Source organism: uncultured Sneathiella sp., assembly GCF_963976355.1.
Classification (GTDB): Bacteria; Pseudomonadota; Alphaproteobacteria; order Sneathiellales; family Sneathiellaceae; genus Sneathiella.
Window position 1 is genome coordinate 1 of sequence record NZ_CAXBKA010000010.1, and the last position, 20,444, is coordinate 20,444.

Consider the following 20,444-nt stretch of genomic DNA (forward strand, 5'->3'; position numbering starts at 1 on the left):
ATTGACCAGTGCGGTTCGATTTTCGACCAGTCGCGTGCGAACCCGATGCGTCGCCGACACCTCGTTGTCTGGTGCCCGGGTTGCCCGGGAGCTGGATCAGGTTATCGCCAGGCGAGGCAGGCCCCAGACTATTGTCAGCGACAACGGCACAGAGCTTACCAGTATGGCAATTCTGCACTGGTCGCAGGATCGGGGTATTGACTGGCATTACATCGCACCGGGAAAGCCGACACAAAATGCTTTTGTCGAAAGCTTTAACGGCCGACTTCGAGATGAATGTCTGAATGAGACCTTGTTCACCAGTGTGCGCCATGCTCGGGTTGAGCTGGCTATCTGGCGACAGGATTATAACCATGTCAGACCGCATTCTGCCCATGGCGGTAAAACCCCGGCAGAAATCACCGCGCAATCAGAAAAGGGGTTAACCCCTTTTCTGATTGCATCACACGCCCAAACCAGGCATCAATTAAAACAAGGACTCTCCTTATGACTGGCAGGAACTTGGGGAACACGTCACTCCCATTGGAAAGAAGGGTAGAAATTTGCATCAGGTAATGCTTTCCGGAAGAGGTTCTCAACACTGCTTTCGAGAAAACTCGCTCGATATTCTCGTAGAATAGTTTCCAACCCGACTTCACGAGCCAAACGCTCCATTATTCTGTGAATATGACTAAACGCAGCCTGTGGTAAGGGTACTAGGTACTTATTATTAAGAGAAATCACAGGCCTTTCCCATATCGGGTTATCGAGAAACAAGAACTCAGGTTTGGCGTCCATTAGGGAGCCGGGTTCCAACGAGAGGGCACTCAAGATGGCTAAAATCACCTCATTTGGTTTTCCGGTTAAGTCCGAGAGACCTTCAGGCGTGAATAGTCTGGTATCAATCAGTCGAAGATCGAGATGAGCCATTATCATTCCGGCCATCTGTTCTCGCGTAATATCAGCAGGCAATCCCGAAAGCATTTCGTCGGCACTTCCAACGAGGCTTGGCACAAACCTATAATATCGTTCGACAAGCTTGATGGCTGTCCGACCGCTCAAAACCTTTCGTAATAGAGCAATATGAGCCGACATTCTCTCTTCAGCCTCAGCTTGAACCGCAAAGAGTGTATCGATTAAGTCAGTGGCACTGAATCCGTATGATTTTAAAAACTTCGGGTCGAGTGCTGAATACAATTCACGGGATATCTGAACGACTTGATCAAAGTGCCCCCAGTTGCGCACAGTGTGCGTATGCATCCGGACGCGTTCCTGCAAAGATCTCGCGATCTGCTCCTCTTCATCCCCTAGCTTCGTATCACCTTCCAGTATGCGCTGCATGAAAAACGTGTTCGACAGCTTCGGCATAGTGTTGAACAATACTTCCATGGCATCTGGTGTTATCGGTTTGCCTCCCCAATCGTCCTGAGGAACTGTAAGAAGAATAGCCTGCAGTAACTCGCAATGATGCTGCATAATTTCAGGCAAAGCATCGGTCTGTTTACCTGTAGTCGATATGAAGCCTGCAGAGCCATAGCAACAAAACGCGGACAGAGCTTGAGGCGGATAGCAGTCTGCAAGGTTGTTCCTTATTGTCTCCAGTAAGTCTGGAAATTCCTTAACGGTTGCCCGTGCAGTCTTCAGTATCTCCTCTTTGAATTCACCGTGCTTCTCAGGATCAATTCCAAAGTTTTCGAATTTCAGTGGGCTGTTCTTTTCGCAAACGTGAGCAAGTTTGGGTAGCTTTTTTCTAGGCATGCCTGACTCTAATCTGTTTTTGAATGGGCCTATAAGCAGTAGGTTTTACGGAATGTCGTTCGCATCTGTAGTGTTAAGACACATGGCATCTCGCGAGTGATACCCCTCGATGTCCGCTTTGAGTCGATTCTAGATGGCAGAGATTGCTCGCACAACAAATAAGAGTAATTTAATTCAACTTCTGCAAAATTGGGTTAGGAGAGCATGTACGGTGTTTCTTGCCTCGGCCCTGAGCCGACTTTCGCCTTACAAGCGCACGCTGCGATGCAACTTTCCGAAGGCTGCCCTTCGCTTATTCAGCGACAATGTGCAGCTCCAAATGTCGGCCGTGCGGACAAAGTGACTGTTAAATTTTAGGTGAACATGAAAATCAAAGGAACCGGCGCAATTGCGACAATAACAGTGAAAACGAAAGGCCAAAATCCGAAAACACCACTTTTACCGGCAATAAATGCCAGACCGCCGCCACCTCCCAACAGAGAGTTTCCTGGCGTATTGAGTGCGATGGCCAATACAAGGTACCGGTTTCTTAGCAGGTGATCGCCAAAAGACAGCGGCAATGCGTTTGCCAGCATTTCTTCACGATCCGCAGCGCTTGCGTTGGCGAGCTTCGCAACAAAATCAGAGGCCTTTGTCAATCCAAGCCAGGACAGCGTATCGACAATGCGCGGCAGGGGGAGAAATATTGCAGCGCTATAGGCAATGACGAGGGCGAGTACCATGCCCGCATAAACCAATGGGGCTGCCTTGCCGCCAAAAATGAAAAGCAGGGCAAATCCGATTTCCGCTCCGGGCACGAATGGAATTGCAGCTGCGACGACGAAAGCCGCGAATGCAGTTATGACGAATCGATGGATAACCGGTTCGTTCATCGGCCGCATCTCCGGCAGGGCGATGTTGTGCAGGGTTCCGCTGAGCGCCCATCCTCCAAAAAGAAGGAATGCATAAAGAATGATGGCCCTTCGCGCGGCCCAGATGCGTTTTAGAAGCGCGCGCATGTTGGGTTTTGATCGGGATCGAACTGTTCCATACGGTCGTAGATAGTCTCAAGCTCTGCTTCTAGAGGCCGGTTTAGTTGGCCGATGAAGGCGATCTCGCGGCTTGATGTCCAGTACCAACGACGACGCTGCCACTGGATCGTGATACGGATGGAGCCATCCTCACGCACCAGTCCATCATAATCGAACCGGCCGCGTGTCTCGCTTTTGAGCGTACCTGCAAACGCTATTCCCTCAACAGTTTCCTCGGCTGCGTATTCTCCCGGTAAAAATCCGCAGCGTATGCAAATGTCCGACCAGAAATGTCCATCATCGAAATACAAACTGTCTGACAAATCGGGGTTCTCGCTCGGACCGATCATACCATCAAAGCCTTACCGTCGAGTAGGCCCGCCGCGCCGGACTGTGCCGAAAGCACAACCCATAAGGCTAAGGCGATTACCGCTCGTGTTGCCAAGAGTTTATACATCGGTTTGTTACCTCCAAGTGCAGGTGCTTTCGACAAATTTTAAGCTTGGCAGCTAGCTAATGCAAACAAACTGCAAAGATGGGTAAATTGTGATGACTGCATTGGACTCTAAGCCGCCATGCGACGACGCAAAACTCTCTGCCTTCGTAATCCTCGGAATGCCCGCTCCCTACAGAATCGCTGGGCTGTTTCGCAGTTGCGGCGAATTCACACTTCCCGCCCAGAGCGACTAAGAAGCGTAGTCGTGCGAAAGTGTCAAAAGTCAGAATAGCGGAACGTTGAGCCATTCAAGCAAATTTCCTCATTGGGCCAAACACTGACTAAAATGAGAACTTGAATCACTAATCCGTTCTACTTTAAGCTATAGATTGCATTATACAGAGTAGTCCGAAGGTAGCCCTGAACGCAAAAACGGCTTGGGCATATCTTCCTAAGCCGTTGAGGTTATTGGTTGCGGGGATTGGATTTGAACTAATGACCTTCAGGTTATGAGCCAGAGTTACATGTAAAGCCCTGAAAGTAGTATATTCGCGACCCCTCTTCAGGAGCGCTCGTTTACTTAAACAAAAATGTCATTCCACAACTCGCATGTTCAGAAGTAGAAAGTAAAAACCTGTTCTAATGAAACCTTCTCGCAAGAACCAATAATTCCGAGTTGTCATTTGTTGCGCAGGGGCTTAGCCGATATTTCCCCTTGCAATCCCCGCGCGTTTATCCTATGTTTAATGTGCCTTAGGAGAAGGTAAACGTCAGGCATGGCCCTGCCGGGACCCTTCTTCGGTGGAGAGAAAAGCGGGGCATGGTCCGGCGCATTCTCCTGAAGGGTCCATAGCTTTCCATGGTGTGAGCGTGGTTTTCGGAAACTTTCCGGGACTGCGCTTTTTTTATGCTGGTTCCGGTAATTACGGAGCTTTTAGCACCATGAAAAATATTAACCTCCGGGTGCAGCGCCTTGACGCGCTCACGCCCTGTGCGCGCAATGCCCGCACCCATTCAAAAAAGCAGATCCGGCAGATCGCCGACAGCATCGAAGAGTTCGGTTTTACCAACCCGGTCCTCGTGGACAAGGACGGCGGCGTCATCGCCGGTCACGGCCGGATCGAGGCAGCACGGCTCCTGGAGATGGAGACCGTGCCGACGCTCTGCCTTGCGGACCTGACACAGGCACAGATCAAGGCCTATATCATTGCCGACAACCGCCTTGCCGAGCTTGCGGGCTGGGACCGGGAAATCCTGACCATCGAGCTGCAGGAACTCCTGACGATTGATCTCGACTTTGATATTACCCTCACCGGCTTCGAGACCCCCGAGATCGATATCCTGATCGGCGAATTTAATGCGGATACATCAGATGATCCGGATGAGGACATCCCTCTCCCTGATACCGGACCGGCCGTCACAGAGACCGGCGATATCTGGCAGATCGGAAAACACCGGCTGATCTGCGGCGATGCCACCGATGCGGATGTCTATACCAGTCTTATGGCTGATGACAGGGCACAGCTGGTCTTTACCGATCCGCCCTATAACGTGCCCGTCGACGGGCATGTCTGCGGCCTCGGGAAGGTTCGCCATCGAGAGTTCGCGATGGCGGCGGGAGAAATGGATGAGGACGCCTTTACCGTCTTTCTCGGCACTGTCTTCCGGAAGCTCGCCCGCTTCAGCCAGGACGGGGCCGTGCAATTCATCTGCATGGACTGGCGCCATATCGGCGAGATGAACGCGGCCGGCAAGATGGCCTACTCTTCATTGATGAATATCTGCATCTGGGCCAAGACCAACGGCGGCATGGGATCTCTCTACCGGTCACAGCATGAGCTTGTCTTTGTCTTCAAGGCGGGTACCGGCAAACATATCAATAATGTCGAGCTTGGCAAACACGGGCGTAACCGGACCAATCTCTGGACCTATGCCGGGATCAACAGCTTCGGCAAGACCCGGGATGCGGATCTTGCCCTGCATCCCACAGTAAAGCCTGTCGCCCTGGTCGCCGATGCCCTTCTCGACTGCTCCAACCGCAACGGCATTGTCCTCGATGTCTTCGCCGGTAGCGGCACCACGCTGATCGCGGCACATAAAACGGGACGCCGCGGTTATGGCATCGAGCTTGATCCTCGGTACTGCGATGTCATCGTCAAACGGCTTGCGGAAGCTGCCGGCGTTCCGGCGATCCATAAGCAGACCAGCAAGCCATTTGACGAGATCGCCGCGGAAAGAACCCGAGTGGATCCGCCAGGCCCTCTCCCTGCCCCGCAGAATAACAAGAGTAAAGGGAGGGCGTCATGACGGACAGAAAAGAACCTGATGGCGACTATGAGGTCGGCCACAGCCGTCCGCCGAAAGACACCCGCTGGAAGAAGGGCCAGTCGGGCAATCCGAAGGGCCGGCCGAAGGCCGACAAGACCGGGCCGGTCGATATCTCGGCCTTTCTCGACGAACCGGTCGCGATGACGATTAACGGCAAAGCCAAAGAGTTACATCCTTTTGAAGCCATGGTCTGGCAGATGATCCGGAAGTCGATGAAGGGAGAAATCACCCCCCTGATCCGACTTGTCGAGCTCTGCGAGGATAATGGCCTCATCCATACCCCGCCCCCGGAAAGCGACGGCGGGGTCATGATCGCTCCGGAAGGAATAACCCCTGAAGATTATGTGAAACAATATGGAGAGATCATCGATGACGAATAACGGCCAGACAGGAGGAGACAGTTATGTCGGATAAAGATACAAAACCGGCGTCAAAGCGACGGCGCCAGAAAAACACTGCTAACCGAGACGGACGGCCAATGGGATCGAAAAACCTCAAAACGATGCTCCGGGATATCATGCTGCAGGAATATATCGTGATGGAGGATGGCAGGAAAAAGCGGCGGACGCTGCTGGACATCACCCTGCTCAATCTCCGCAAGGCGGCTCTGGACGACGCCCGCCCCCGGGCAATGAAGAAATTCGGGCAAGTGATGGAAAGATACCGCCCCGGCGTCATCAACGAGGGAGCCGGGGTTATTGTTGCCCCCGCCGACATATCGCCGGAAGACTGGATTAAACGGGAACTTGAAGAAAACAAGACCCTAAAGCCACCGCCGGGCGTCTATGACGATGATGAGGATGACGGCCCGTACCATGACTAACATCTTTGCCACAGTTCGCCCCGTTCGGCGAAAGCCGGTCGTTGTCTCGTCTGATCCGCTTGAACTCTGCGGGCAGGCAAGCTAACGTCCGGATCGCAGGCAGAAACGCCTGCCGGGGCTTAAGAACCCTGCAACGAGCGGCTGGCATCAGCCGGAATGATGCCGCCTTTCGGTCCCTATGGCCGGGAGGCGGCGATGTATGTCCAGGCTTCACGGCTAAAGATCGTCGCGGTTGTCTCGTTGCAACTTCTTAACTCCCGGTCACCAGGGCGGCAACGCTCCGGTGACCTTTTAGTTTTTTAAAGGAGTTCGGAGTGATGACACGGAAGACTTTTACGAAGGCATGTTATATAAAGCTCGGAAAACGCGGCGGATGGGAACAGAAATGCCTGGAAGAGGGCATTGCCCCCCTCGCCTATTATGATGTTCCTCACGGGATGGCCCTCGCCGGGGACAGGGAGGCGATCCGAAAAGTCTATCTCGATCTGGGTAAAACTGCCGGGACCGCCACCGGGCATGCCAGTCAGATCCTCAGCTTCTATGACGCCGACCCCGACGTCCTGTGGATCACCATCTCCGGCGGATCACTCTGGTGGGCGGAGCTTGCCCCCGACGTCGAGTATCTCGGCAGTGACCCGAAACAATATCCGCAAGGAAGCCGCTTCCGCCGCACGATGTCCGGCTGGCACAGGTTCTCCTTCGACGGAACGCCTCTGCTCATCGGGAACCTCAGCGGCAATCTCACCAAAGTCGCCGCATATCAGGGCACCGTCTGTACCCTCAAACCGGATCAGCTCGACTATCTTCTCCGCAAGCTCCGGGATGAGGAGCTGCCGGAAATCACGGCGGCGCAGGAAGCCCGCAAACAGTTGCTGGCGGCGACAGTGGAGGTCATCAGACTCCTCACCTGGCAGGATTTTGAACTCTTTACCGAGCTCTTGTTCAGCCGCAGCGGCTGGCAGCGTATCAGCTCGCTAGGCGGCACCCAGAAGTCCCTCGATCTCGAGCTGCTATTGCCGACCACCGGGGAGCGGGCGATCGTACAGGTCAAGTCCGCGACCAGCCAGGCGCAGCTTGATGACTATATCGATAGGTTCGGGGCAATGGCGGCCGACAAATATTTTTATGTCTATCATTCCAGCAAACAAAGTCTTGATGTCCGGGACAGTGACATCATCCTGATGGATGCGCCTGCCCTCGCTGATCAGGCGCTTAAAAGCGGGCTTGTTGACTGGTTGATCACCAAGGCGGCATGAGCAGGGCCACCCGATGTTCACCCGGTGCAGAAAGGACTGGACTTTCGCCGGCAACAGAGCGGTACTGTGACGGCGATACAGGGTACTACTCCCCCGTTATCGCCAGCCCGGCTCTCCTTCCCCCACGGCGCCGGGCTCGCCTCAGTGCAAGCCCCGGCGCACCGACGGGGCAAAACCCACGGAGGTCGATATGACAGCAGCAAAGAAAGAGCGACAGGCAGAGACAGTCAAAGCAATCACTGACAACGCCGCAGAAACATCGCCATCAAAGGCAACGCCTGTCACAACGGCAGCAAAAAAGGCGTTCCCTTCCCCTACTCGGAAACGAGCGAAGTCGTCGCCCGGAAAGCAGGAGATCATCCTCAGGCTTCTCAAACGTTCAAAAGGGGCCCGCATGCAGGACCTTCAAAAAGCAACCGGATGGCAGGCCCATAGCATCCGGGCGGGACTATCGGGACTGCGGAAGAAAGGGATCCGGATTGAGCTCACCCGGACTGCTTCCGGAAAGATCTTTTATAAAGCCGTTGAGGGGTGAGATGATGGCAAACATAAATACGGACGCCCAACCGTCTCGACCTGAGCTTGTTGAGGCCTGGATCAAAGCGTATGGACGTCCGCCGCTCAGGGGGCTGAGCACCCGGCTTCTTGTCTATGCCTGTCATTATAACGGACAGGTCAAGGAATATGGCGGGCTGAAAAAATCGACCCTTCGCCAGCTTGGGCGATATGTACCAGCTTCGCCTGGGACGACGACCACCGATACAAGGCCACCGGTGGCTTTAAAGCCTGGTACCGGCAGCCGGCTGGTTCGGGAATGGCGAGGGAAGACCCATATGGTCGACATCGAGGAAAACGGCTTTGTCTATCAGGAAAAATCCTATCGGTCGTTATCAGCCATCGCCCGAACCATTACCGGCGCCCGCTGGTCCGGTCCGCGCTTCTTCGGACTGTGAGATGTCCATATGAAGCGGTGCGCCATCTATACCCGTAAATCGACCGAGGACGGTCTCGAGCAGGATTTTAACTCCCTGCATGCTCAGAGGGAAGCCTGTGAAGCCTATATCAAAAGTCAGCGCCAGGAGGGTTGGAAGCGGGTGCGAACCGCCTTTGATGATGGCGGCTACTCTGGTGGGACCATGGACCGCCCTGCCCTCAAGGAACTGTTAGAAGCCATCGATAAGCGAGAGATCGACATCATCGTTGTCTATAAAGTCGATCGCCTCACCCGGTCCCTCGCTGACTTCTCGAAGATCATTGAGAGGCTGGATCAGCAGGACGTGTCTTTTGTCTCTGTCACGCAAGCGTTCAATACCACCTCCTCCATGGGACGCCTGACATTGAATGTACTTCTCTCCTTTGCCCAGTTTGAACGGGAAGTCACCGCCGAGCGTATCCGCGACAAGATTGCAGCCTCCAAGAAGAAAGGTATCTGGATGGGCGGTAACCTGCCGCTCGGATATGACGTTGAGGATCGCAAGCTGGTAATCAATGAAACCGAAGCCGCAACAGTTAGATTGCTGTTTGCTCTATATATTGAACTCGGGACGGTCCGGCGTCTGAAGCAAGAGGCAAACCACCAAGGTATAATCACCAAGATGATTATCCGAAAGGATGGATCTGTTACAGGCGGCAAGCCCTTCTTGCGGGGTAACCTGTATCGGCTGCTCTCCAATCCGCTTTACATAGGATTGATCCCACATAAAGGACAGACCTACTCTGGTCAGCATGAGGCTATCATCGATCAGGATATCTGGGATCAGGTTCAGCAGATTATGAGGGGCAACAGCAAAGAGCGGTCTTCACCGACAAATGTGAAGGCGCCGTTTCTGCTGACGGGGCTGGTCTTCGATGAAGAGGGAGAACCACTCTATCAGGCCCAGGCCAGCAAGGACGGCAAGCGCTATCGCTATTATATCTCGAAGCAGCTGGCGCAGGATGCCAAACCGGATGCCGGAGGATGGCGGTTGCCGGCTGCGACACTGGAAGAGGCTATCCTCAAACCCGTTCGGGAACTGCTTTACAATCAGAGCCGATTAATCGATGTCCTGCATCTCAAGGACCAGAGCTTGCCCGACTTGCAACGAATTAATGTACAGGCCGTTGAGCTGGCCGAAAAAATTATGGGCGATGGTACTGTTTCACGGAAGGAGTTGTTAAGGGCATTCATCCATCGGGTTGAACTTAGAGCAAATTCTATCTCTATTGACTTGAGCCGGAAAGCTTTGGCCGGATTGCTGGAAGTACAGCGGGGTGCGGATCACGATGAGAGAGACGAAACCATTACACTTGAAATTGCCATCAAGTTGCAGCGTAAAGGTGTCGAGGCGAAGCTGGTCATTGCCGGTGCGACGAAAGCCCATCAACCTGACCCTGATCTCTGTCAATTGATTGCGAACGCAAGAAACTGGTATGATCAGTTGGCGTTAGGAGAAGCCCGATCAGTGAAGGAAATCGCCGAGCGCGAAAAGGCCTTTGATACGGAAATAACCCGGATACTTCCGCTTGCCTTCCTGGCGCCGGAAATTATCGAAGATATTCTGGCCGGGCGTCAGCCTGAAGGATTGAATGTCAGAAGACTTTCGAGGCTCAATCCGCTGCCAACAGACTGGCGCGAGCAGAAAAAGCGGCTCGGCTACCCTGATTAATCCCCACATTATATCCATGGACTGGACGCTGAAACAAGGCGACAGAGACGAATGTCGAATTGCGGAATATTCGGTAAGATTGATGCGTCTCTGTTCTGATCGGATATCGCCAAAGGCCCCGGTTCTGCGGGCTTCAGGGGCGAACCTGGACTGGATCCAGGTTCGCCTCAAGATTAGTGGTGGGCCCGGTAGGACTTGAACCTACGACCAGTCCGTTATGAGCGGACGGCTCTAACCAGCTGAGCTACAGGCCCGAATTCTTGTTCACGACAGAAAAAAGGACGCAAACGCCCTTTCGTTCGTGATTGTTTAACCTGTTCAACAAAGGGACGCAATTGGCGAATTGACCTTACCGCCAATTTTATCCCCTTCAAGGGTCTCATCAGGTGTCGAGGAAGCTTCGAAGTTTGCGCGACCGGCTTGGATGCTTGAGTTTGCGGAGAGCCTTGGCCTCAATCTGGCGGATACGCTCGCGGGTAACAGAGAACTGCTGGCCCACTTCCTCCAATGTATGATCCGTATTCATGCCGATGCCGAACCGCATACGCAAGACACGTTCTTCCCGTGGTGTCAGCGATGCCAAAACCCGCGTTGTCGTTTCTCGCAAATTTGACTGGATCGCCGCGTCCAAGGGTTGAACCGCGTTCTCGTCCTGAATGAAGTCACCAAGATGACTGTCTTCTTCGTCGCCGATCGGCGTTTCAAGGCTGATCGGCTCCTTGGCGATCTTCATGACTTTGCGTACTTTTTCAAGCGGCATGCCGAGCTTGACGGCAAGTTCTTCCGGGGTTGGTTCACGGCCGATTTCATGAAGCATCTGACGCGAAGTCCGAACAAGCTTATTGATTGTCTCAATCATATGCACTGGAATGCGGATTGTCCGTGCCTGATCCGCAATCGACCGGGTAATCGCCTGACGTATCCACCATGTGGCATAGGTCGAGAATTTATAACCCCGGCGATATTCGAACTTATCCACGGCCTTCATGAGGCCGATATTCCCTTCCTGGATAAGATCGAGGAATTGCAGCCCGCGGTTTGTGTATTTCTTGGCAATCGAGATTACAAGACGGAGGTTGGCCTCCACCATTTCCTTCTTTGCCCGGCTCGCCTCACGCTCACCTTGCTGAACCGTGCTAACAATCCGCCGGAATTCATTCATGGGCATGCCGAACTCGGAACTGATCTTGATAATCTCGCTCCGGATTTCACCAATCCCCTCATTCTCGTTGGCAACAAAATCTTTCCAGCCCTTGGCCTTAAGACCACCCATCTTGTCAACCCAGCCCGGATCCAGCTCATTGCCGAAATAATTCTCAAGGAAGCTTGCGCGCGAGACCTTGTGCCGCTCGGCCAGCCGCAACAGCTTGCCTTCAAGGCTCATCAAACGGCGGTTAATGCCGTAGAGCTGGTCCACCAGTGCTTCGATCCGGTTGTTTGTCAGATGCACGTCGTCCATCAGCTTGACCAGTTCAAGCTTCAACTTTTCATATTTCTTTTCCTGAGCATTTGAAACAGCTTCATTTTCCAGTGCCGCCGTCAGCCGCAGTTCCTGCATTTTATGCAGCTTCTTATATGTCTTCGCAATTTCATCAAAACGCTCGAACACTTCCGGCTTCAGGGTTTCTTCCAGCGCAGCAAGAGACATCGTGTTGTCTTCAGCGTCGTCGTCTTCGTCGTCATCGTCGTCGCGACTGCGGCCTTCTTCGCCATCTTCATCATCGGAATCGTCATCGTTGCTGTCGTCTGAATCCGAGTCTGAATCGTCGTCATCACTAAGTCCGGCGGCGGGAAGCTCGTCATCCTCACTGTCTTCGCTGAAACCCTCCTGAAGTGCTTTTTCCGCTGCGGCACCCGCACCATAAGTGGCGTCCAGATCAATAACATCCCTCAGCAACAACTTTTCCTGAAGCATCAACTCGCGCCAGTTCAAAATAGCACGAATTGTCAGCGGACTTTCGCAAATTGCCCCAATCAGTTTGCCGCGACCGGCTTCAATCCGTTTCGCAATTGCAATCTCGCCCTCACGCGACAGAAGCTCAACCGTGCCCATCTCACGCAAATACATCCGGACAGGATCATCCGTCCGGTCACCGGATGTTGATGCCTGCTTTTCAGGCGTCTCCTTCACCTTCTTCTCTTCAACTTCGTCGTCGCTATCGTCATCATCGTCGTCATCAGATTGATCGACAGGGCCATCATCATTACCCTCCTCGTCATTCTCGACGACATTAATTCCCATTTCCGACAACAAGGACATCGTGTCCTCGATCTGTTCTGACGACATCTGGTCTTGCGGAAGGACGGCATTCAACTCATCAAAGGTCACATAGCCCTTGTCCTTAGCTTTCGCGAGCATCTTCTTGACGGCCGCCTGGGAGGCATCAATCAGCGGGCTATCGGGGCTTTCATCACTCTGATCCGACGTATCAACGGCTTCCGCACTCTTTGTCGCCATAAATTTTAACTCCTGAAGGTTTCCATCATTGTAACCCGCGCAGCGGGATATGTTGGATTAAATCTGTCTAAACGCTCTTGTTTCGTCCGGAGGCCAACCCGAAACCGTCAATGTCAACTTCGTTGCCAGCTGCCGCATCCAGTGCCTGTTTTGCCATTTTCAATCGATCAAGATTTTCAGCAGTCGCATTTTCGCCGAGTTGACGTTCCGCCGCTTCCAAATCTTTTTGCAATGCCTCCACCTTATGGCGAGCCACAATATGCAGCCACGCATTCAATGCATCTTCATGTGCCGCGCCGGGATCAACGAACCAATCCAGCGACTTGGTTGTCGGACCTTGTAACCCCTTTACCTGCTCAGACAATTTACGTTTAGCTAAATGGTGCGCCATGTCCGTGTAGTCAAGGGATGATTCGACTGTGGCAATATCTATTATCGCCCGCCTTAATCTGTCAAGTTGAGGGCTGGCGAGTTGAATCGACGCCAGGGTGTCATAGTGATTTTCCATTATCTCCGGGTGGTTTACCACGGTCAGGAGGATCAATTCCTCCCGTCGACCGACAGCAGGCGCCACAGCCATACGAGACGAAGGATTACGTGAAAAGCGCGAATCACTTCCCTGATTCGCGAATCGCCCGAATCGGTTGCGATCGCCGTTGCCTCGCAGATCCTGACGGGACGTTTGCCCTTTAGGACGAAACGCCTGCCAAAGGCGTTCCTTGAAAAAGGCACGATAATGATTCTGCACAGCCGGATCGCGCATCTGGTCGCACAGGCCATAGAGCGCCTTTTCAAGTGCCGCTTTTCGTTCTGGTGTATCCACCGGACGGTCTGCAACTTCCTTGCGCCAAAGTATCTCGGAGAGCGGTTCGGCGCTCTTCAATATCTGCCCCATGGCGCCGGGTCCTTCTTTACGGATCAGATCGTCCGGGTCCACGCCCTCGGGCAACAGAGCAAATCGCAATGAATAACCTGGCCGAAGCAACGGCAAGGCTCGCTCCGATGCCCGAAGCGCCGCCCGCCAGCCTGCCGCATCTCCATCAAGGCAAAGGGTGGGCTCCGGCGTCATCTGCCATAAAACTTGCAGTTGGTCTTCGGTAATCGCGGTGCCAAGCGGCGCCACAGATTGCGGGAAGCCTGCCTCGCTCAGGGCAATGACATCCATATAGCCCTCGGCCACGATCACAGAACCGGTATCGAATGCCTTCTGGCGCGCGGTTGCCATATTGTAAAGAACATGACCTTTATGAAACAGGGGAGTTTCAGGCGAGTTGAGATATTTCGCAGGCGCATCCCCCAGCGCCCGACCGCCAAATGCTATCACCCGGCCCCGGCGATCGGTGATCGGAAACATCAGTCGATCGCGGAAGCGGTCATAGCTGTCCCGGCCATCATCCGGCTTGATGATCAACCCGCCTTCGATGAGCGTTGCCTCACTTACCCCGCGCGCAATCAATGCTTCTTTCAAGGCTGTCCGGCTGTTGGGTGCAAAGCCCAGACGAAAGGAAGCAACTGCGTTTTCAGATACCTGCCGCCGCGCCAGATATTGCCGGGCTCCATTGCCTGCCTGACTGGCAAGCTGGGCCGTAAACCACTTAGCCGCCAGTTCCATGGCGTCATGCAAGGTCGCGGCATGCTGTTGCCGCGCCTTCTCCTCCGGCCGTTCGACCGGCATTGGCAGGCCGGCAAGTGCAGCCAGCCTTTCCACTGCTTCAGGAAAGGAAACCCCCTCCGTCTGCTTGACAAATTCGATCAGATCACCGTTCGCACCACAGCCGAAACAGTGATAGAAGCCCTTCTCCTCGTTGACGGTGAAGGACGGTGTCTTCTCATTATGGAAGGGGCAAAGGCCGGAATATTCACGGCCCTTCTTCGTAAGCTTGGTTCGACGTCCAACCAATTCCGCAAGGCCAACGCGATTTTTAAGCTCTTCCATGAATTGCGGCGGAAAGGCCATTTCTACGTTCAACCTTATAATTAATTTAACCGGTTAAATTAATAATCGGCAGTTTCTACAAATTTATGCCCCTAGCGTTTCCTTAACGATAGCGCTCGCTTTGGAAAAGTCCATCTGCCCGGCATGCCGGCTTTTCAGCTCGGCCATCGTCCGCCCCATATCTTTCAGGCCCTTCGCCTCAATATCGGCAATAACATTTTCCACAGCCGCGCGCGTTTCCGCCTCATCAAACTGCTTCGGCAGGTAATCGGAAATAATATCAATTTCCTCCTGCTCCGATGCAGCGAGATCGACCCTCCCGCCTTTCTCATACGCATCGATAGAGTCCTTGCGCTGGCGAACCATGGTGGTCAGCATCTGCAAAATCTCATCGTCGGTGATTCCCTCTTCAGCGCCTTTGTCGCGGGCCGCGAGATCCCGATCCTGAAGAGTAGCAATGATCAGACGAAGCGTTGAAGTCCGGCGCTTATCCTTTGATTTCATTGCCTCTTTTAGCGACTCTTTAATTTTGCTTCGTAGCATAGATATCCGAATCTGTAATGAAGAAAGCCGCCATACTAACGGAAACCGCGGTTGATAGCAAACCAATTATTCTTTCTAAGCCATTGAAAATAAACGAGTATTTTTATATCGAAAAACTTGACGCGCCGGATCAAACTGCTTATGTTGCTGCGCGATATTCAGCTATCAGGCCAGAGAAATTTCGGCTCAGCGGAACTACCGCAAGAGGGTCCCTTTTATCATGTCTTATGCAAACAATAACGGCGCAGTTGACCTGAACAGCGAACGGACGGCAACAGCGGTCCTTGTGCTGGGCGATGGCACCGTCTTTCACGGCTTTGGCGTCGGGATTGAAGGAGAGACGATTGGTGAGGTCTGCTTCAACACCTCAATGACCGGTTATCAGGAAAGTCTTACCGATCCTTCTTTTGCCGGCCAACTGATTACCTTCACCTTCCCGCATATTGGCAATGTCGGTTTCAATGATGAAGATATCGAAACATCCGGTATCGCCGCCAACGGACTGATCATTCGCACCGATATCACGGATCCGGCGAACTGGCGTGCAATCGGCCCGCTGGACGACTGGCTCATGTCTCGTAAACTTACCGGTATTTCCGGTGTCGATACCCGTCGCCTCACCCACTATATCCGCAAGTCCGGGGCGCCGAACGGTATTATCGCCCACCGAAAGGACGGTAAGTTCGACATTGCCGAATTGACCAGAAAAGCGGCGGAATGGCCAGGCCTAGAGGGCATGGACCTTGCCAAGGAAGTGACCTGCAAAACCGCCTATGAATGGAATGAAACAAACTGGAATATCAAGACAGGATATGGCAAGCAGGAGACCCCGAAACGGCATATCGTCGCCGTTGACTACGGCGTGAAGCGCAATATCCTTCGCAGTCTGGCGGCGCTCGGCTGCCGCATCACCGTTGTACCCGCAACCGCGACCTATGATGAAATCATGGCACTGAAACCCGACGGGATTTTCCTGGCGAATGGACCCGGCGATCCGGCGGCAACCGGCAAGTATGCCGTACCGGTCATCCGCGAATGCGTGGAAAGCGGTGTTCCTACATTCGGCATTTGCCTCGGTCACCAGATGCTGGCCATCGCGCTTGGCGCGGAGACAATGAAAATGCATCAGGGACATCGCGGCGCCAACCAGCCGGTCAAGGACATGGCAACGGGCAAGGTAGAGATCACGTCGCAAAATCATGGCTTTGTCGTCAAGCGAGAGAGCCTGCCCGTCGGCGTGACCGAAACCCATAAATCTCTGTTTGACGGTGTGGTTGAAGGGCTGGAAGTGGACGGCAAGCCGGTTTTCTCCGTGCAGTACCACCCGGAAGCGAGCCCCGGCCCGCAGGACAGCCAATATCTCTTCCAACGGTTTATAGATATGGTCGATAGAAAAAATGCCTAAACGTACCGATATCCAATCCATCATGATCATCGGCGCCGGGCCCATCATCATCGGCCAGGCCTGCGAGTTTGACTATTCCGGCACTCAGGCCTGCAAGGCGCTGAAAGAGGAAGGCTACCGCGTCATTCTGGTGAACTCCAACCCGGCGACAATCATGACCGATCCGGGACTTGCCGATGCCACCTATGTGGAGCCCATTACCCCGGAAATTGTCGAGAAGATCATCGAGAAAGAACGGCCGGACGCAATCCTGCCGACCATGGGCGGGCAGACAGCGCTCAATACCGCGCTGGCGCTCGCAGAGAGCGGCGCGCTCGACCGTCTTGGCGTGCAGCTCATCGGCGCCAACCGGGAAGCCATTGCCAAGGCGGAAGACCGCGACCAGTTCCGCACGGCCATGCTGAAAATCGGCCTCGATATGCCAAAAAGTGCTGTCGCCCACAGCCTTTCCGAAGCCTGGGCCGTTCTGGAAGAGGTGAAATTACCTTGTATCATCCGTCCGTCCTTTACCCTCGGCGGCACCGGCGGCGGTATCGCCTATAACCGCGAGGAATTTGAGGAGATCGTTACCGGCGGCCTCGACGCTTCCCCCACCACGGAAGTGCTGGTTGAGGAAAGCATCGTTGGCTGGAAGGAATATGAGATGGAAGTGGTCCGCGACAAGGCGGATAACTGCATCATCATCTGTTCCATCGAAAATGTTGATCCGATGGGCGTTCATACCGGGGATTCCATTACTGTCGCACCTGCGCTTACCCTGACCGACAAGGAATATCAGGTCATGCGCAATGCCTCGATTGCCGTGCTGCGGGAGATCGGGGTCGAGACGGGCGGGTCCAACGTGCAATTTGCCGTCAATCCGGAAAATGGCCGTCTGATCATTATCGAGATGAACCCCCGCGTTTCCCGCTCCAGCGCACTCGCCTCCAAGGCGACCGGTTTTCCGATCGCAAAGATCGCCGCAAAGCTGGCTGTCGGCTATACGCTTGATGAGCTGGACAATGACATCACCGGCGTGACTCCGGCCTCCTTCGAGCCGACCATCGATTATGTTGTGACCAAGATCCCGCGGTTCACATTCGAGAAATTTCCGGGCGCGGAAGCCAAGCTCGGTACTGCGATGAAATCCGTCGGTGAAGCTATGGCTATTGGCCGGACGTTTGCCGAAAGCCTGCAAAAGGCGCTACGCTCGCTTGAAACAGGTCTTACAGGTCTCAATGAACAGAACTTTGCCGCGCAAGGCAATAAAAAAGCGGACAAGCAACTTATTCAGTCGATTCTGGCCCAAGCGACCCCCGAACGTCTCCTGAATATTGCTCAGGCCTTTCGTGAAGGCCTTTCCTTTGAAGAAATCCGTTATGCTAGCAAGTATGAGCCCTGGTTTCTCGCGCAAATACAATCTATCGTCGAGATGGAAAATGCGGTTCGCGCAGGCGGCATTCCCACAACAAAAGGCGGCCTGCTCGCCTTGAAATCAATGGGTTTCAGCGATGCCCGCCTGGCTGAACTGGCGGAAACACGCGAAGAACATGTTCTTGCCGCCCGACAGAAGTTCGGCATCGAGCCCGTCTACAAGCGGATCGATACCTGCGCCGGGGAGTTCCCGTCGCAGACGCCTTATATGTATTCCACCTATGAAGGCAATGAATGGGACGACGCGGTGTGTGAGGCGGAGCCGACGGACGCCAAAAAGGTCGTCATCCTTGGCGGTGGCCCCAACCGTATCGGTCAGGGTATCGAGTTTGACTATTGCTGCGTTCACGCGGCCTACGCCCTGTCGGAAGCGGGATACGAGACCATCATGGTCAACTGCAACCCGGAAACCGTCTCTACCGACTATGACACCTCCGACCGGCTCTATTTCGAACCGCTGACGGTTGAAGACACACTCGCGATTATCCGAAAGGAACAGTCCAACGGAACACTCCATGGCGTAATTGTGCAGTTCGGCGGACAGACACCGCTCAAGCTGGCGGCAGGGCTGGAAGCGGCCGGTGTTCCTATTCTCGGAACCTCCCCCGATGCCATCGACCTTGCAGAAGATCGCGAGAGATTCCAGCAACTTCTCCATAAACTCGGCCTCAAGCAGCCTGAGAACGGGATCGCCCGTTCAGTGCCGGAAGCCTTCAATGTCGCAGAAAGAATTGGATATCCCGTTGTGGTTCGTCCGTCCTATGTGCTGGGTGGGCGCGGAATGGAGATTGTCCGGGACGGAGAATCCCTCGATCGCTATATGCGCGAAGCGGTCATCGTTTCGGGAGAAGACCCTGTATTGGTCGACGGCTATCTTCAGAATGCTATCGAAGTCGACGTCGATTGCCTGAGCGATGGCAAATCCGTGTATGTCGCCGGTATTATGGAACATATTGAGGAAGCAGGTATCCATTCAGGTGATAGCGCCTGTGCCCTGCCTCCGCATACGCTTACAGAAGAAATCATCGCGGAAATCAAACGGCAGACAGGGGACTTGGCGCTTGCCCTCAATGTCATCGGATTGATGAACGTCCAGTTCGCCGTCAAGGATGATGTGATCTATATTCTGGAGGTAAATCCCCGGGCCAGCCGTACGGTGCCTTTTGTCGCGAAAAGCATCAACTATCCAATTGCGAAAATCGCTGCGCGGGTGATGGCGGGCGAAAGTCTGGCATCCTTCGGGCTGGAATATCGCTCACTCGACCATGTGACCGTCAAAGAAGCGGTCTTCCCCTTCTCCCGCTTTCCCGGTGTCGATGTGGTATTGGGCCCGGAAATGCGCTCAACCGGAGAAGTGATGGGGATAGACAGGGATTTCGGCGCCGCTTTCCTGAAATCGCAAATTGCGGCAGGCGTCCGCCTGCCTACATCGGGAACAGTGTTCGTCTCCGTCAAGGATCTTGATAAGGCGCCGATCAAGGATGCGGTCTCGAAGCTCATCGATCTCGGCTTCGACATTGTCTCCACTGGCGGAACGGCGAAATACCTGAACGATCAGGGATTAGCTGTCACACGCGTCAACAAGGTCATGGAAGGACGGCCGAATATCGTGGATACCATGAAGAATGGCGATATCGCGATGGTTTTCAACACGACAGAGGGAACGCAGGCACTGCGGGATAGCTATGACATACGTCATACAGCGCTGGTCATGAAAACCCCCTATTCGACAACCGTTGCCGGGGCATATGCCACTGTGCAGGCGATTGAGAAAATTATTACGGGGACCCTTGAAGTTAATTCCCTTCAATCATATTCTTAATTCCTTGACACTGCCTTGAAGAGCCTTTAGTCAAGGCGGCTTTGTGACTGGCATGAGCCGGAATTTTTTGCGAAGAATGTAATCGAGATTTCTGATGGAAAGACTACCTATAACAGCCGCAGGCTATGCGCGGCTCGAAAAAGAGTTGAAGGAACTGAAATCGACGGCGCGTCCGGCGGTCATTCAGGCGATTTCCACTGCGCGCGAGCATGGAGATCTTTCGGAAAATGCCGAGTATCATGCCGCAAAAGAGCAGCAATCTCACATCGAAGGCCGTATTGCCGAGCTCTCAGACAAGCTTGGCCGCGCTGAAGTGATTGATGTTGCCTCTATATCCGGGCGCCAGATCAAATTCGGTGCAACAATCCTGCTGGCTGATGAAGACACGGACGAAGAGACCAGTTACCAGATTGTTGGCGAAGACGAGAGTAATATCGAGGAAGGCCGTCTGTCCATCTCGGCGCCCCTTGCGCGGGCGCTGATTGGCAAGGAACAGGGCGACAGCGTCGAGGTCATGACTCCCGGTGGATCCAAGGCCTATGAGGTTATCGAAGTAAGCTACATCGGCTAACCACGAACCACTGCGTGCCCATGGCGCACCCTTCCATGGGCATTCAAATCCGATACAGACA

At 53.8% G+C, this 20,444-nt stretch carries 17 protein-coding genes and 1 tRNA gene; 11 read left to right on the forward strand and 7 right to left on the reverse strand.

Annotated features, from left to right (window positions below):
• Window positions 1-490: integrase core domain-containing protein (locus tag AAC599_RS17700; RefSeq protein ID WP_340151736.1), on the forward strand; the 490-nt coding region annotated here is incomplete at its 5' end.
• Window positions 491-513: 23 nt separating this feature from the next.
• On the opposite strand, the gene AAC599_RS17705 is transcribed toward AAC599_RS17700, so the two are convergent.
• The 3 genes from AAC599_RS17705 to AAC599_RS17715 all read right to left on the reverse strand — a co-directional run bounded on the left by AAC599_RS17705 (window position 514) and on the right by AAC599_RS17715 (window position 3,097).
• On the reverse strand, window positions 514-1,737 hold the full coding sequence (locus AAC599_RS17705; RefSeq protein WP_340151737.1) for a hypothetical protein: 1,224 nt from the start codon (window positions 1,735-1,737) through the stop codon (window positions 514-516).
• Window positions 1,738-2,090: 353 nt separating this feature from the next.
• Window positions 2,091-2,609 carry a hypothetical protein gene (locus tag AAC599_RS17710; RefSeq protein ID WP_340151738.1) on the reverse strand — a complete coding sequence of 173 codons (519 nt, stop codon included), beginning with the start codon at window positions 2,607-2,609 and terminating at the stop codon, window positions 2,091-2,093.
• Window positions 2,610-2,719: 110 nt separating this feature from the next.
• Window positions 2,720-3,097, reverse strand: coding sequence for a hypothetical protein (locus tag AAC599_RS17715; protein WP_340151739.1), 378 nt, complete (start codon window positions 3,095-3,097; stop codon window positions 2,720-2,722).
• A gap of 1,028 nt (window positions 3,098-4,125) precedes the next feature.
• Between AAC599_RS17715 and AAC599_RS17720 the strand changes: the two genes are divergently transcribed.
• From AAC599_RS17720 to AAC599_RS17750, 7 genes are all read left to right on the forward strand, one after another.
• Entirely contained in the window at window positions 4,126-5,490 is a 1,365-nt protein-coding gene (locus tag AAC599_RS17720; RefSeq protein WP_340151740.1) for a DNA methyltransferase, read from the forward strand.
• A complete protein-coding gene (locus tag AAC599_RS17725; protein WP_340151741.1) occupies window positions 5,487-5,891 on the forward strand; it encodes a DUF5681 domain-containing protein in 405 nt (134 codons plus the stop codon). Before AAC599_RS17720 ends, AAC599_RS17725 begins: the two co-directional genes overlap by 4 nt.
• A gap of 23 nt (window positions 5,892-5,914) precedes the next feature.
• Window positions 5,915-6,334 (forward strand): hypothetical protein, encoded by a 420-nt coding sequence (locus AAC599_RS17730; RefSeq protein ID WP_340151742.1) that lies wholly within the window; start codon window positions 5,915-5,917, stop codon window positions 6,332-6,334.
• Window positions 6,335-6,651: 317 nt separating this feature from the next.
• Complete coding sequence (locus tag AAC599_RS17735) at window positions 6,652-7,590, forward strand: hypothetical protein (RefSeq protein ID WP_340151743.1); 939 nt, start codon at window positions 6,652-6,654, stop codon at window positions 7,588-7,590.
• A 190-nt stretch (window positions 7,591-7,780) separates the two neighbouring features.
• Window positions 7,781-8,125, forward strand: coding sequence for a DUF3489 domain-containing protein (locus tag AAC599_RS17740; protein ID WP_340151744.1), 345 nt, complete (start codon window positions 7,781-7,783; stop codon window positions 8,123-8,125).
• A 4-nt stretch (window positions 8,126-8,129) separates the two neighbouring features.
• Entirely contained in the window at window positions 8,130-8,543 is a 414-nt protein-coding gene (locus tag AAC599_RS17745; RefSeq protein ID WP_340151745.1) for a DUF2924 domain-containing protein, read from the forward strand.
• Between the two features lie 9 nt (window positions 8,544-8,552).
• Entirely contained in the window at window positions 8,553-10,235 is a 1,683-nt protein-coding gene (locus AAC599_RS17750; protein WP_340151746.1) for a recombinase family protein, read from the forward strand.
• Between the two features lie 177 nt (window positions 10,236-10,412).
• Here AAC599_RS17750 and AAC599_RS17755 read toward each other — a convergent pair.
• The 4 genes from AAC599_RS17755 to AAC599_RS17770 all read right to left on the reverse strand — a co-directional run bounded on the left by AAC599_RS17755 (window position 10,413) and on the right by AAC599_RS17770 (window position 15,172).
• Window positions 10,413-10,489, reverse strand: a tRNA-Ile gene (locus tag AAC599_RS17755).
• Window positions 10,490-10,617: 128 nt separating this feature from the next.
• Entirely contained in the window at window positions 10,618-12,693 is a 2,076-nt protein-coding gene (gene rpoD, locus AAC599_RS17760; RefSeq protein WP_340151747.1) for an RNA polymerase sigma factor RpoD, read from the reverse strand.
• Window positions 12,694-12,760: 67 nt separating this feature from the next.
• A complete protein-coding gene (gene dnaG / locus AAC599_RS17765) occupies window positions 12,761-14,650 on the reverse strand; it encodes a DNA primase (protein ID WP_340151748.1) in 1,890 nt (629 codons plus the stop codon).
• A gap of 63 nt (window positions 14,651-14,713) precedes the next feature.
• Window positions 14,714-15,172, reverse strand: a complete 459-nt coding sequence (locus tag AAC599_RS17770; RefSeq protein WP_340151749.1) for a GatB/YqeY domain-containing protein — start codon at window positions 15,170-15,172, stop codon at window positions 14,714-14,716.
• A 220-nt stretch (window positions 15,173-15,392) separates the two neighbouring features.
• Here AAC599_RS17770 and carA point away from each other — a divergent pair, with 220 nt between their 5' ends.
• The 3 genes from carA (at window position 15,393) to greA (ending at window position 20,383) form a co-directional block, all read left to right on the forward strand.
• A complete protein-coding gene (gene carA, locus AAC599_RS17775; protein WP_340151750.1) occupies window positions 15,393-16,577 on the forward strand; it encodes a glutamine-hydrolyzing carbamoyl-phosphate synthase small subunit in 1,185 nt (394 codons plus the stop codon).
• Window positions 16,570-19,812 carry a carbamoyl-phosphate synthase large subunit gene (gene carB, locus AAC599_RS17780; RefSeq protein ID WP_340151751.1) on the forward strand — a complete coding sequence of 1,081 codons (3,243 nt, stop codon included), beginning with the start codon at window positions 16,570-16,572 and terminating at the stop codon, window positions 19,810-19,812. The genes carA and carB overlap by 8 nt, the downstream gene beginning before the upstream one ends.
• A 94-nt stretch (window positions 19,813-19,906) precedes the next feature.
• Window positions 19,907-20,383 (forward strand): transcription elongation factor GreA, encoded by a 477-nt coding sequence (gene greA / locus AAC599_RS17785; RefSeq protein ID WP_293959012.1) that lies wholly within the window; start codon window positions 19,907-19,909, stop codon window positions 20,381-20,383.
• The last annotated feature ends 61 nt before the right edge of the window (window positions 20,384-20,444 follow it).